The organism is Schaalia odontolytica, assembly GCF_031191545.1.
In the GTDB taxonomy this organism is placed as follows: domain Bacteria; phylum Actinomycetota; class Actinomycetes; order Actinomycetales; family Actinomycetaceae; genus Pauljensenia; species Pauljensenia odontolytica.
Window position 1 is genome coordinate 1318906 of the sequence record NZ_CP133472.1, and the last position, 12803, is coordinate 1331708.

At 67.8% G+C, this 12803-nt stretch carries 12 protein-coding genes; 8 read left to right on the top strand and 4 right to left on the bottom strand.

The window, feature by feature from the left end; translation table 11 throughout:
- Nucleotides 1-7: 7 nt before the first annotated feature.
- Nucleotides 8-778: an HAD family hydrolase gene (locus tag RDV55_RS05615; protein WP_111823531.1), complete on the bottom strand. Its 771-nt coding sequence runs from the start codon at nt 776-778 to the stop codon at nt 8-10.
- Nucleotides 779-922: 144 nt separating this feature from the next.
- Here RDV55_RS05615 and RDV55_RS05620 point away from each other — a divergent pair, with 144 nt between their 5' ends.
- The 6 genes from RDV55_RS05620 (at nt 923) to RDV55_RS05645 (ending at nt 5467) form a co-directional block, all read left to right on the top strand.
- Nucleotides 923-1930 (top strand): hypothetical protein, encoded by a 1008-nt coding sequence (locus tag RDV55_RS05620; RefSeq protein ID WP_111823387.1) that lies wholly within the window; start codon nt 923-925, stop codon nt 1928-1930.
- Nucleotides 1923-3035, top strand: a complete 1113-nt coding sequence (locus RDV55_RS05625; RefSeq protein WP_111823388.1) for a TadA family conjugal transfer-associated ATPase — start codon at nt 1923-1925, stop codon at nt 3033-3035. Before RDV55_RS05620 ends, RDV55_RS05625 begins: the two co-directional genes overlap by 8 nt.
- On the top strand, nt 3032-4297 hold the full coding sequence (locus tag RDV55_RS05630) for a type II secretion system F family protein (RefSeq protein ID WP_111823389.1): 1266 nt from the start codon (nt 3032-3034) through the stop codon (nt 4295-4297). The genes RDV55_RS05625 and RDV55_RS05630 overlap by 4 nt, the downstream gene beginning before the upstream one ends.
- A gap of 131 nt (nt 4298-4428) precedes the next feature.
- A complete protein-coding gene (locus RDV55_RS05635) occupies nt 4429-4704 on the top strand; it encodes a DUF4244 domain-containing protein (protein WP_111823390.1) in 276 nt (91 codons plus the stop codon).
- A complete protein-coding gene (locus tag RDV55_RS05640) occupies nt 4701-5039 on the top strand; it encodes a pilus assembly protein TadE (RefSeq protein ID WP_111823391.1) in 339 nt (112 codons plus the stop codon). The genes RDV55_RS05635 and RDV55_RS05640 overlap by 4 nt, the downstream gene beginning before the upstream one ends.
- Nucleotides 5036-5467 carry an Rv3654c family TadE-like protein gene (locus RDV55_RS05645; protein WP_309187860.1) on the top strand — a complete coding sequence of 144 codons (432 nt, stop codon included), beginning with the start codon at nt 5036-5038 and terminating at the stop codon, nt 5465-5467. The genes RDV55_RS05640 and RDV55_RS05645 overlap by 4 nt, the downstream gene beginning before the upstream one ends.
- A 204-nt stretch (nt 5468-5671) precedes the next feature.
- On the opposite strand, the gene RDV55_RS05650 is transcribed toward RDV55_RS05645, so the two are convergent.
- The 3 genes from RDV55_RS05650 to RDV55_RS05660 all read right to left on the bottom strand — a co-directional run bounded on the left by RDV55_RS05650 (nt 5672) and on the right by RDV55_RS05660 (nt 9310).
- Nucleotides 5672-8251 (bottom strand): DEAD/DEAH box helicase, encoded by a 2580-nt coding sequence (locus RDV55_RS05650; protein ID WP_111823533.1) that lies wholly within the window; start codon nt 8249-8251, stop codon nt 5672-5674.
- Between the two features lie 115 nt (nt 8252-8366).
- Nucleotides 8367-8855 carry a YbjN domain-containing protein gene (locus RDV55_RS05655; protein ID WP_111823392.1) on the bottom strand — a complete coding sequence of 163 codons (489 nt, stop codon included), beginning with the start codon at nt 8853-8855 and terminating at the stop codon, nt 8367-8369.
- Complete coding sequence (locus tag RDV55_RS05660) at nt 8852-9310, bottom strand: YbjN domain-containing protein (protein WP_174703801.1); 459 nt, start codon at nt 9308-9310, stop codon at nt 8852-8854. The genes RDV55_RS05655 and RDV55_RS05660 overlap by 4 nt, the downstream gene beginning before the upstream one ends.
- A 261-nt stretch (nt 9311-9571) precedes the next feature.
- Here RDV55_RS05660 and RDV55_RS05665 point away from each other — a divergent pair, with 261 nt between their 5' ends.
- Together RDV55_RS05665 and RDV55_RS05670 are read left to right on the top strand one after the other, a co-directional pair.
- On the top strand, nt 9572-10666 hold the full coding sequence (locus RDV55_RS05665; RefSeq protein WP_111823394.1) for a phosphatase PAP2 family protein: 1095 nt from the start codon (nt 9572-9574) through the stop codon (nt 10664-10666).
- A 1593-nt stretch (nt 10667-12259) separates the two neighbouring features.
- The gene (locus RDV55_RS05670) at nt 12260-12784 is read left to right on the top strand and encodes a DoxX family membrane protein (RefSeq protein WP_111823395.1); all 525 of its coding nucleotides are present in this window, start codon (nt 12260-12262) and stop codon (nt 12782-12784) included.
- The last annotated feature ends 19 nt before the right edge of the window (nt 12785-12803 follow it).

Here is a 12803-nt window from a genome sequence, read left to right on the forward strand (position 1 = left end):
GCTTTTCCTAGCGGCGCGCCAACGCGCAGGCCGCCGCGCCCACTGCGATGCCTGCGATGAAGGGCAACGCGACCTTTGCGGGAGTGGGAACCTCGCGGGGCAGGATGCGCACCGTGGATGTAAACGTGAGGGTGGGCCAGCCCTCGCGCTGAGCCATCTCGCGCAGGGCGCGGTCCGGGTTGACCGCGTAGGGATGTCCGACGAGGCGCAGGAGCGGCGCGTCCGACACCGAATCCGAGTACGCCGAGCACTCCGACAGGTCCCAGCCGCGCGAGCGAGCCAGCTCCTCACACGCGTCCGCCTTGCCCTGAGCCTGATTGAAGTGCGTGACCTCGCCCGTGAAACAACCGTCGGCGTCGACCTCTGCGCGCGAGGCGAGGACCTCGTCCGCTCCCAGCATCTGCGCGATCGGTCGCACGACCTGCTCGACCGACGCTGAGGCGATGACGACGACGTCGCCCGCGCGCTTGTGCTGCTCGATGCGGGCCAGTGCCTGCGCGTAGCAGACGGGCTGAATCGTGCGTTCGAGGGCGTCCTCGACCGTGGCTTCCAGGAACGCGGCGTTCCAGCCGCGCCCCATGCGGCCCATCGCCTCGGCCATCTGTTCCATGCGCGACTCGTCCGCGCCCGCGAGCAGGTAGGGCAGATGAACGAAGACTGAGGCAATGGCGGTACGCCGATTCATGAGGCCCGCCTCGATGAACGGGCCGGACAGGGCCACGTTCGAGGACGTGTCGAGAATCGTCTTATCCAGGTCAAAAAAGGCCGCGCGTACCATGGCGTTTTCTCCAGCGTTGGCTTCATCCACAAGGATCCTCCGTCGGATCCCTTCTATGCACAGGGTGGCATTTTGGGTGGGTGTTGTCCACAGGGGCACGCTCGAGGGTGGACTGTCTGGGTGTCGGGGGCGCACCGTGGCTGCATGAATACCCACGATGTCGAGGAGCCAAGCCCCGTCTCCCTCGTTGGCCTCGCCCCGCCGGACCTCGAGTATGCCTACGATGCGGTCGAGCTCGCCGGGGCACGCGTGTCTTCGAATCCCGCGTGCGCCTCCTTGGTCTTGGCGTCCCCGGGGGCGCCCGTGCCTCCGGGCACCCCCTGCGTGCGCGTCGGGAATGGGGGACAGGTGAGTCTGCCCGGGGATACGTCCCTCCTAATCTCCCTGATCGCCGAGGCCGGCCACCGGTGGGGCGCAGCTGGCGCGGTGTGGGTGGTCGCCGGAACTGCGGGCGGGGTCGGCGTCACTTCTGTGGTGCGGCTGCTGGCGCGACAGCATAGGCGTCGCCGAGTCCGCTTGTGGCGCAGGCACGTTGATCGCGAACCCGGGTACGCGTGGGAGGGGATCGTTGTCGATGCGTCCGGGTCCGTGCCAGGGTTCGCGCGTGCCCGCGAGCACGATTCTCCCGGCGTGCGCTGGGCCGACCTCGACGTACGTGAGGACTCCTATCTGCCGTCGCTGCGCGATCACCTTCCTATCGTGGGGGGAGTAAGGGCGCTCGTCGGCGACGCGCGCGGAGGGGCCAATGCGGACGACCCGCGGGTGGGTGCCGCCTGTCGGTCACTGCACGCGCCCCTCATCGTGGACGCGGGACGATGGGATGCGCGCGCTGCGCACTGTGCGTCCGTCATCCACGCCGACGCTCTCGTCCTTGTCACGCGCTCGGACCTGGACGGCGCTGCGGCGATGGCCGCGAGCCTCGCATCCCATCCCCCTCCCTGTCCCGCGATCACGCTTGTGACATCAGGTAGTGGCAGACGCAGCTCGGGTTTAGGCGCGTGTGCGCCCCGCCCGATCCTGCGCGCCCCCACGAAGCCGGGCCGGGACCTGCGGTCCCTGCGTCGAGCGCTCTCGGCCCTCGCGCCGACGCCCCTGCGCGGGCGTTCACTGAGTCGCGATCAGGTACCGGACCTGGGGGCGGCCCATGCCTAGTGCCCTGAGGCTCCTCGCGCGCGGTGCGTTACCTGCCCGCGCTGCCTCCGACGCGTCGCGCCCCGGGTGCGGTGCCCGTGAGGTCTCCGTCTCGCTCGAGATGATGCGAGCACGCCAGAGGGGCATGGAGCCTACGCTCGCCGATCTCCTCGACGACCCGGGAGTCACCGACGTGCTCATCAATGGTGCCCAAGCGTGGGTCGACAGGGGAGGCGGACTCGTGCGCGTCGACGCCGGCATCCGCGACGAGGCAGCCGCCCGCCACGCCGCGATCCGTCTCGCGAGCGCCTGCGGGGCACGCCTCGATGATGCGAGCCCCGTCGCCGATGGAACCCTGCCCGGCGGCGTGCGCCTACACGCGGTTCTCCCTCCCGTCTCCGGGTCGGGGACACTCATCTCCCTGCGCGTGCTGGGGACCAAGCGCCTGTCGGTGGCGGACCTCGTCGCGCGCGGGACACTGCCCGGAGCGATCGGCCCGCTCCTGCGTACCCTCGTCGTCTCGCGGGCCAACGTCCTCGTCTCGGGAGCGACGGGAAGCGGCAAGACAACCCTCCTGAGCGCCGCCCTTTCCCTCGTTTCCTCCCGTGAGCGAATCGTGTGCATCGAAGAGGTTTCCGAGGTCGCGCCCGCGCACCCGCACTGCGTCCACCTCGTCGAACGAAAGCCAAATGTTGAAGGACGCGGCGCCGTCACCCTCTCCGACCTCGTGCGCGCGGCCATGCGCATGCGTCCCGACCGCCTGGTGCTTGGGGAGTGTCGCGGCATCGAAGTACGTGACGTTCTGACAGCCCTCAACACGGGGCACGACGGGGGATGGGCGACCATCCACGCGAATGGGGCGCGGGAGGTGCCCGCGCGGCTCGCGGCCCTCGGCTCGCTCGCAGGCATGGGGGAGGGAGCTGTCGCTGCCCAGGCTGCCAGCGCCCTCGACGCCGTCCTCCACATGCGGCGCGACGCCGATGGGCACCGATGGGTGTCCGAGGTTGGGGTGCTGACGATCGGGGGAGGATCCCTCGAATGCATTCCCGCGCTGCGTGCAACCTTTGACGGTCGAGTGACCACCCACGAGGCGTGGGACCTCCTGGCGGGGAAGGTCGGGCTATGAGGTGGGGCGTCGGGTGGCTTGACTACAGTGACGGCGGGAACGGTGCGATTGGGCAGATCACCGGCCGCGCGGCCGTGTACGCGCTGTCGTTGTGTGCGCTGATCCTGGCTTTCCGCGCGCTCGCGGTTATCGTGCGCGGCCTGCGCGAGCGACGCATCGTGCGGGCGTGGATGCACCAGCCCGGCTCCTCCGACCTCGCCGCCGACGCGTGGAGGCGCAGACTCCGCCGCCTCGCGGGCCAGGACAATGGGGCGAGGCACCGTGGCCGCTCCGCCACAGTACCGACGACGCGCGAGCTCTCCCTCCTGATCGCTGAGGTGGCGACTCGGCTGCGCTCGGGGGCACCGACGGCACAAGCATGGTCGGCGTCCCTCGTACGCATAGGCGTCGGCTGCGTCCAGCGCGACAGCGACGACTACCCGCCGATCCTCGACGAATGGGCGTGCGAGCCGCCTCGCCGGAGCATCCAGATGCGCGCACGATCACCGGACGCAGCCGCCTCCAGGTCGGCTGCGGCATCCATCTCCTTGGCCTGCCGATTCAGCAACGGTCTCGGAGCGCCCCTGGCAGACATCCTGGACGCCATCGGGGACAGCGTGGATGATGCGCAAGCCGTCGAAGAGGCTCGCCGCGTTGCCTCCGCCGGTCCCCTCATGTCCGGGCGCGTCCTCGCCGCTCTTCCGCTGGTCGGCATCGTGTCGGCGCTCGCTCTGGGTGCGTCACCCTGGCATTTCTACACGGGTTCGACGGTCGGGAGGGCCTGCGCGCTGGTCGGAATACTCGCGTGGGCGGCCGGCATCGTCTCCTCCCGCAGGATCCTCGCGCGGGCCAGACGCTCCGGCTCCGATGCTGATGCCGCTCTGGCCTGCGACCTTGCCTCCGCCGGGCTTGCCTGCGGGGCTGCGATCCCACGCGTCCTCGACGCCCTTGCCTCGGCCAGCACGTGCGAGGCCCTCTCCTGGACGGCTCGAGCATTGCGGTTGGGAGCAGCGTGGGACGAGGCGTGGGAAGAGACCCCGGTGTGGACACATCCGCTGCGCGATGCCCTCGAATCCTCGTGGACCAGTGGTAGCGCGCCGGAGACGATGCTCGCGCGTAGCGCCTCATGGGAGCGGCGAACCCGCCTGACCGAGGCAAAAACACGCGCAGAGGAACTCGGCGTCCGACTCGTCGGCCCACTCGGGGTGTGCTTCCTCCCCGCTTTCCTCGCGCTTGGAATCGTGCCCCTCCTCGCCTCCCTCAGCGGAGGCATCGACATGTAGTGCTTATCCACAGGGCCCTCGGCCGCTTGCCTGTTATCCACAGGGGAGTGAATCCGCGTGGAACCGGGACACCCGGGGCGCGCACACTGGCCCCACGCGCCGGTGGGCGCGGGAGATGAAAGGACAGATCAATGATGATTATCGACAGGATCGAGGCTGCGGCCACGCGCGCGCAGCTCGCCGCGATGAGCGCCGCGCAGGATGCGGCACATCACCTCACGGCGAGTAGGGATAGAGATACCTCCCCTGAGCCGGCCGACCCGGAAGAGGGGGCCACGACGGTTGAGTACGCGATCGGGACGATCGCAGCCGCGGGATTTGCCGGGCTCCTCATCGTGATTCTCAAATCGGACGCGGTGCGGGCAGCCCTGGAATCCATCATCCAGGAGGCGCTGAACACCCGATGACAGCTCACGACCACGGCTACGTCACCGTCGAGCACGCCATTGGCTTCCTCGCCGTCACGGCCGTCATCGGCGTCGTCGTCGCAGCGGCCCAAGCTGGGCTGACCGGTGCCTCCCTGTGCCAAGCGGTGCGCGAGGGCGCTCGAGCAGCATCGATCGGGCACGTTGATCCTCAGGCCGCGGCGTCGGCAGCCTACGCGCCGGGTTCCTACTCAGTCACGCGCTCGGATGGGTGGGTGACGGTGAGTGGGAGCGCACCCTACCGAGGTGCAGCCGGTTGGGTCGGCGGTATCGCCCGCTGCACGGTAACGACGATCGACGAGGGGTACCTGCCGTGACCAGTGGACCAGCCGATGGAAAGATAACTAGTTCTGGGGATGCCCTCAAGCGGGCCAGTGAGCCTCGCGCGCTCGAGGGTGAGGCCGGGTCGGGGACCGTCAACTCCGTGGGCTTGATTGCCCTCGCTATTCTTGTCGCGCTCATCATCGCGGGCGTGGGCGCTGCCCACCGCGCGTCGGTGAGACTGCAGGCGGTCGCTGACCTGGCTGCATTGGCAGGAGCGGAACACTCCATGACAGCTCCATGGGAGGAGGTCGGTGGGCGCCCCTGTCAGGCAGCATCATCCGTCGTCGCGGCGAATGGTGAAGAGCTGTTGTCCTGTGAGGTGAGGGGCAGTGATTGTCTCGTGGTCATCTCGCGGACCGTCAGAGTTGCCGGAATACCAATGACAATGAGAGCCCGCGCGCGCGGGGGACCGGGAGAATGAAAATTCTCAGGAAATTGCCAGGTCTGTTCAATGGTTCCCACAGGTGGGGTCCGTACATTAATAGTCATCAAGCCAAGGGCGACACCCACAAAGGGTGAGCCAAGAAAGGGAACGCATCGGAAGACTTGCACTGTGTTGATGGGATACTCGAAGGGGTCGGCCTTATGGCCGGCCCCTTCGAGTATCTAGCGTGGGGCGCGTGCGTCACGCGCCCGGTGCTCGCTCCTGCAAATAGGTGAGCAGCGTGATCGCTCCCTGTTTGGACAGGGGTTCGTTGCCGTTGCCGCACTTGGGGGACTGGACGCAGCGCGGGCACCCGGTCTCGCAGTCGCAGGAGGAGACGGCCTCGAGGGTGGCGGACACCCACGACCGGGCACTGGCGAAGCCGGCGAGCACGTGCCCGGCACCGCCGCGGAAGGCGTCATGAATAAAGACGGTGGGTGCGCCCGTGTCGTCGTGCAGCTCGGTCGACAGGCCGCCCAGGTCCCAGCGGTCGCAGGTTGCGACGATGGGCAGGATCCCGATCATCGCGTGCTCGGTGGCGTGCAGCGTGCCCGCCAGCTCCGCGGCATCGACCCCCATCGTGGCCAGCGCCACCGAGGTGAGGGTGAACCACGTGGATTTCGTGGGCAGCGTGTGGGTGGGCAGGAACAGCTCGGTGTTGCGAATGAACTCAAGCCCCGGTAGGCGAAGCAGATCGTAGTCGGTGACCCGCGTTGACACGTTCGTCGGCCCGTGATGCCACGCAACCGTGCCATCGCCGCACACGTACGTCTCCTCGATGGCGCACACCTCGACGCTCGTGTGGGTCGTCGCGCGCGTCCGCAGGGCAGTGCGCACCTCCTCGACCAGGGCGACGCGTGCGTCGTCGGCCCGCGCTGGCGGGACGATGATCGACGAGGCCTGGGCCCCCTCCCTTTCCTCCCTCCCGAGGTGGTCTGGTCCCCGGATGCCGCCCGGTGCCTCGGGCAGGAGTGTGCGCGGCCACCCCTGGGTGGCGGGAGCGGTGGGCGTGGTGAGGGAGCTGAGGCTCAAGACGTGGAAGGTGCGCCCCTGGTGGATGTAGATGGCGCCGGGGAAGACGTGTGCATCGGCGGAGGCCTGATCGATGGTGCCGACGACGGTGCCGCTGGCGGCTTCGACGATCTGGACGTCGCCCGCGCCGCCGCGTAGGTCGGTGAGGTCGGAGGGCCGCTCCGAGCGGGTGGCGTCCCAGAAGTATCCGGTGGGCCTGCGCTTGAGGTAGCCGTCGGCGACGAGACGCTCTGTGACTCCCCGCAGTCCCGGACCAAAATAGGTGATATCGGACGGCGTGATCGGTATCTCTGCTGCTGCGGCGGCGATGTGCGGGGCCAACACCCACGGGTTGGAGGGGTCGATGACGGACGCCTCGACCTCGCCCAGAATGTGTTCCGGGTGGCGTACCAGGTACGTATCCAGAGGGTTGTCGGAAGCGATCAACACGGACGTGCCTGGAGCTCCCGCGCGCCCGGCGCGGCCGATCTGCTGACGCAGGGACGCGCGCGTGCCGGGCCAGCCGACCGTGATCGTCGCGTCCAGCCCAGAGATGTCCAGGCCCATCTCGAGCGCCGACGTCGTGGCGAGCGCCCGCACCCCTCCCGTGCGGATCGCCTCCTCGAGCGCGCGACGCTCCTCGGGCAGATAGCCGCCTCGATACGCGCCCACCCGACCCGCGTTCGGGGAACCACGGGCGGAGAGCCGGTCGCGCACTTGCGCGGCTACGGCCTCGGCTCCCGCGCGCGAACGCACGAAGGCGAGCAGCCGCGCGCCCTCCTCGACAAAGGCGGTAGCCAGGTTGGCAGCCTCGACCCCGGCGCTGCGCCGCACGATCGGGACCTTGAGTGTGGCCGTGCCCGGTGGCGCGTCGAGCGCTGCCAGGAAGGAAGAGATGTCGACTTCGGACTCGTCGGCCATGATTGCGCCCTGCCACAGGACCAGCTCGTGGGTGCCCGCCGGCGAGCCGTCCTCGGTGATGGCCACCGCGTCGCGCCCGGTCAGCGCGCTGCCCACAGTCGCCGCGTCGCGCACCGTCGCGCTCAGCATGACGACCCGTGGGTCGGCGCCCAGGTGGTGAGCGACCCGCAGCAGACGACGCACGACCAGCGCAATGTGCGAGCCGGTCACGCCCCGCCAATGATGCGCCTCGTCGATGACGATGAGGCGCAGCGACGCCAGGAAACGCGACCACCGCTGGTGCGAGGGCAGCATCACGTAGTGCAGGAAGTCAGGGTTCGACAGCACCAGGTCCGCGCTCGCGCGTGCCCACTCCTTCGCCTCGCGAGGTGTGTCCCCGTCCACGGTCGTTGCGCGCACGCGGTGCAGCCGCTCATCGACGAGGCCGGGGCCACCTTCCGCGTTCGTGCTGCCCTGCGCGCGGACGGTCGGCGTGTCCCGCCCGAGCAGTGACACGAGCGAGGCCAGCTGGTCAGCCGCCAACGCCTTTGTCGGAGCCAGGTACAGGGCCGTCGGGCGGCGATGTATAGCTGAAATTCGCGACGAATCCTCGGCTTCGACCAGGTCGGAGAGAATTGGTGTCCATGCGGCCAGCGACTTGCCCGACCCCGTGCCCGTTGCCAACACAACGTCGTGGCCCTCGTGGAGCGCGTCCAAGGCGTCGCGCTGATGAATCCACGGGCGCTCAATGCCGCGGCGCGCCCACGCGTCCACGACCGCGGGCGAGACCCATGACGGCCACTGCGCGATCCGCCCCGTTCGCCCGGGAAGCGTCATGTGGCCGAGCAGCCGGTCATCCCCGGCGCTCAAGCGCCCCAGCACACCCAGAAGGTCGGTGGGAGAAGGAGAAGACTCGCCGCAGTGCGCCCGATCGGGAGACGCTGCCCCGTCCTCGTGCGAAGAGGTCTCCGAAGAGCGTGACAGGTCAGCGCTCATCGGCGCCCGGATTGACCAACCCCAGCGCCTCGGAGGCGGACTCCTTCACGTACTGAATCGCCGCGATACCCGTCGAAATGCCCGACGAAATGGCGTCGCGCAGCTGCACGTCCGACAGGCCGGCTTCCGTGTCCACCACGAAATCCGCGAACACGCCCAGCGTCCCCTCCGCAGAGGTCGACGTGTACACCGTCGGGAAATACTTCTCCCGATTCCAGTTGTCGGCGGTCGCAAACAGTGCAGGCTCCGCGCTCTCGGCCGGCAGCTCTGACTCCCACAGCGCACGAATCGACAGGAAACGCCCCGCAGTATCGAAAGACACCAGGAAGGGAACCTCGTCAAAAATGGCGCCTGCTGCGTGGCCCTTCTCGATCACGTCGAGCGCGTAGCCCATCGTGCGTACGGCCTCCACGACCCGCTCGAAATCCGCGGGGTAGGGGGTCACCTCATCCTCGGGCACCACGTACGGGACGTTCACAGCGACACCTCCCGACCCTGGGCATCCCAATCGACGAATCCGGGTAGCGCCACCTCAAGATCCGCGAAGAAACCCATAATCATCGACATGGACGTCTCGAAGAAATTGTCCAGCTGAGTCTGGGTCAGCCCCGACATCACGACGACGTTGCACTCCGCGATGAGGCCATACTGAGAGCCGTCCTCCAGTGGGGCCACGTATGCCTTGGGGCCCGTGCGCGTCGAATTGCAGGCCGCGACCTCGCGAGCGAGCTCGCCGAACTGTTCCGGCGTGCGTGCAATCCCGCGCCACTGAGCCCGCAGCTGCAGGATCTGGGGGTTCGTCGCATTCCAGAAAAAAGCGGCGTTCGGCGTCAGATACGCCAGCTCGCCCTCGTTGTAGTCGCCGAAACGCACGTCTCGGGAACGCAACAAATCCCGAATGCGATCGGTGCTGACAGGTGAAGATGCAGACACTGACAACTCCCGCGTGACACGTACAGAATCGGACACCCCCACTGTAACCGAGGCCCCACTCTCGCGCGCGCCCACCTTGTCCGACAAGTTTCGACTGACGGCGTTGCCCGATCCTTGACGCGGCCGGGGTGTCAGGCGGTGCGGTCGGTCCCAATGTGCGATTGCCGTCGATTTGCGCCAAACCTTAACCAATCCACGCGCCAGCGTCTCGCTCCACTACAGTGGACACGGCATGTAGCATCGACACGAACGGAGGACACCATGGACGACGCCAATGCCGCCCTGCCCTCCGACCCGACTGTCGACGAGTCCTACACCAAAGGCGCGCGCCCAGTGCGCCCCCGCAATCGCACGGCGAATAGCGCCAACACCGCGAGCCGCGAATCCCGCGCGGACAGCGCCCCCGGCACCCAACGTGGCACCCGAGCGCGCGCCCAGGGCGCCACCCGCCCCGTCGGCGGCAATGAGAACAGCGGGCCCCAGCCTCGTCGCTTGCTCGACGACGCCTGGTATCGACGCAAACTCAGCCGACGACTCGGCGGCGTCGCCGCATGCCTCGCGATCACCGTGCTCATCAGCCACCTGGCGCTAGCGACCGCGCCCGGGCAGGTTCTCGACACCATCCTCATGGAGGGCACGATGCGCTCCGCGAGAAGGTACGAGGCCTTCTCCATGCTCATCACCGGTATCGTGTCCGTGCCCGTCATGGTCGCCGCCGGCCTCGTCGTTGCCCTTGTTGCGGCCGCGCGGCGCCGACCAACGCTGGCCGGGCGCGCCCTCGGGGCCGTCATCGGCGCGAACGTGACGACCCAGATCCTTAAGGACTACATCCTCACCCGCCCTCACCTTGGCGTGACCACGGGAGCTGGAAACTCCCTTCCCTCCGGGCACACGACCGTTGCCGTCACCATTTCCCTCGCGTTGATCATCGTCGCCCCGCATTGGTTCCGTGCCCCCTCCGCGTGGATCGGCTGGATGTGGACATCGCTGATGGGAGTCTCCGTCATGATGGAAGGGTGGCATCGGCCCGCCGACGTTGTCGTCGCTACCCTGATCGCCGGGGCGTGGGCGCTCGCTCTGTCACCCATCGAGCGGCGACCTAGGCACGGCGCCCAGGCGCAACATGCCATGGTGTGGGGGAGCCTCGGCCTGATCGTGATCGCTCTCCTGGCCACCGGTGCCGCCATGTGGGGCTTCAGCATGTCCGCCGCTTCCCCCGGGTCCGGATACGGTTTCGAGGACTTCCTGCAGATCCGCCCATGGCGATCACGCGTTCTCGGTGTCGCCGCCGTCGCGTGGGTGAGCGCCGTGTGCGGCCTCATCATGCACGAGGTCGACCGCCTCGCGGGCGAGTAGTTCCTGCCGGCTTCTGTCTCCTTTCGGCGGTGATTTGGTTCCACTGTCCGCTTGCCTGACGTGTTCGTGCTTGCGGCTCTGTCTCGTGTACGGCTGTACTTGGTTCCCCGCCGGTGTTCCAGGTGTCGCGTGATGTTCCTTGTTGCGTCGGCTGCTGGTTGGGGGGCCGCTGTGTGTGCGGTGGGCGGCGGCCCGCCCGCGAGATCGCCACACGCGAGTCTGCGGCTCGGAGCGGTCGATCTCGAGGCCAGCCCTGGCCCTGCCATCGGAGCCAGGACCGCCGTCACCGGAGCCAGGACCGCCGCTGCTGCGGCCAGGACCGCCGTCACCGGAGCCTGGACTGCCGCTACTGCGGCCAGGACCGCTGTCACCGGAGCCAGGACTGCCGCTGCTGCGGCCAGGACCGCCGTCACCGGAGCCTGGACTGCCGCTACTGCGGCCAGGACCGCTGTCACCGGAGCCTGGCTCCGTAGCTGCATCAGCTTGGCCGTATAGCCAGGTGACGCTTTCGATTGAGGCCAGGCTGGTGTTTCTGAGCGGTGCGAGCCAAGGCCTGTTAGCCGCCCTTCATACTTGCGGCAGCTCTGTTGGCACTATCTCGCTCCGGATTGAAACCGTTGCCGCCTGTGTTGGTGTTTCCTGGCATCGGATTGAAACTGCTGGCACCTCCGTCGCCGAGAAATGGCAGCTTTTGGTGCATTTTTCGCCGACAGAGGCGGTGCGGGTTTCATGCGGCTGCTTTGATGCCTCGACAGAGGTGCAGTCGGTTTCATCCAGCGGCTCTACTGTCCCGACGGTGGTGTCCTGGGTTTCATCCAGCGGCTCTACTGTCCCGACAGAGGTGCAGTCGGTTTCATCCAGCCGCTCTACTGTCCCGACGGTGGTGTCGTTGGTTTCATGTGCCTGTCGATGAGTCTGGGTAGGGGTCTCACTGGGTGAGGTTTGTGCCGCCGGTAACGTCGCGCGGCCAGGCATATCCCCTTTACTCCGACCGCCAATCCATGCACTGGCTGGACGAGGCGGACAAGGCCCTCCCACGGCCAGGCATATCCCCTTTACTCCGACCGCCAATCCATGCACTGGCTGGACGAGGCGGACAAGGCCCTCCCACGGCCAGGCCTATCCCCTTTACCCCGACCGCCCCCACCGCGCCGCAGTTCGTTGTTGGGTTCTGACAGCGTACGCGTTGGACGCATGAGTGAGAGGGGCGTCGCCGCCCCGATACCTGCAGTGAATGTCGAGCCTGAGTCCGGTGTGTCCGGCATCCCGTCGTCGCGACGCTATGGTTCGCCGGGCTGTTCAGCTTGGCAAGCAGGTGGGGGCTTTGCGATGCCCCTGGCCGCGCGGGGCTCGGGCAGTGGATAATGAAGGAGGGTTGTCACGTCGTCGACTCGGCAGTCAGCCGCCCATAGACGCTTATCCGCTAGGGCGATGGCCCCGCGCCAGGCCCGAGCCGCTCGTCCTACCGGAAGTCGGCCAACGACCATGGCGTAGCCAGGCAGTGCTTGCGCGTCAGCTGTCACCGATGCTGCGGCCACATCCGCAGTCGGCGCCCGCACCCCATCCAACCGCAGATCATCAGAAGGAACCGACATGCCTCGTCCCGCTTCAGCCGTCGTCACCTCCAAGCCCGCGCGCTTCGTCCTGGCTCTGCTGCGAATCGCGGTCGGCTTCATCTTCCTGTGGTCGTTCCTGGACAAGACGTTCGGCCTGCACTATTCGACGGGGCCCGCGCGCGCGTGGGTTAACGGCGGAACGCCCGCACAGAGCTACCTGACGGGCGCCACGACCGGAAAGCCCCTGGCGTCCTTCTTCGAGTCCCTCGCCGTGCCGGCCATGGATTGGCTGTTCATGCTCGGCCTGCTGGGCATCGGCCTGGCGTTCGTGCTGGGAATTGGCACACGCCTCGCAGCGGTCGCGGGAGTCGTCATGCTGGGCTTCATGTACGCGGCCGTTGCCCCATGGGTGTGGGGTTCCCTCAATCCGGTCGTTAACGAGCACCTGGTCTACGCGCTCGTCCTCATCGTCATTCCACTGACCAGCGCGGGCGACACGATGGGCCTGGGCGCGTGGTGGAAGGGCTTGGGGTTGGTGAAGAAGCTGCCTTTCCTCATCTGATCCGCTCCGCTTGGTCGAC

What these genes read in the sequence shown, in the direction of transcription:
- RDV55_RS05615 (WP_111823531.1), bottom strand. Translation starts at nt 778, where the DNA reads ATGGTACGCGCGGCCTTTTTTGACCTGGATAAGACGATTCTCGACACG.
- RDV55_RS05620 (WP_111823387.1), top strand. Translation starts at nt 923, where the DNA reads ATGAATACCCACGATGTCGAGGAGCCAAGCCCCGTCTCCCTCGTTGGC.
- RDV55_RS05625 (WP_111823388.1), top strand. Translation starts at nt 1,923, where the DNA reads ATGCCTAGTGCCCTGAGGCTCCTCGCGCGCGGTGCGTTACCTGCCCGC.
- RDV55_RS05630 (WP_111823389.1), top strand. Translation starts at nt 3,032, where the DNA reads ATGAGGTGGGGCGTCGGGTGGCTTGACTACAGTGACGGCGGGAACGGT.
- RDV55_RS05635 (WP_111823390.1), top strand. Translation starts at nt 4,429, where the DNA reads ATGATGATTATCGACAGGATCGAGGCTGCGGCCACGCGCGCGCAGCTC.
- RDV55_RS05640 (WP_111823391.1), top strand. Translation starts at nt 4,701, where the DNA reads ATGACAGCTCACGACCACGGCTACGTCACCGTCGAGCACGCCATTGGC.
- RDV55_RS05665 (WP_111823394.1), top strand. Translation starts at nt 9,572, where the DNA reads ATGGACGACGCCAATGCCGCCCTGCCCTCCGACCCGACTGTCGACGAG.
- RDV55_RS05670 (WP_111823395.1), top strand. Translation starts at nt 12,260, where the DNA reads ATGCCTCGTCCCGCTTCAGCCGTCGTCACCTCCAAGCCCGCGCGCTTC.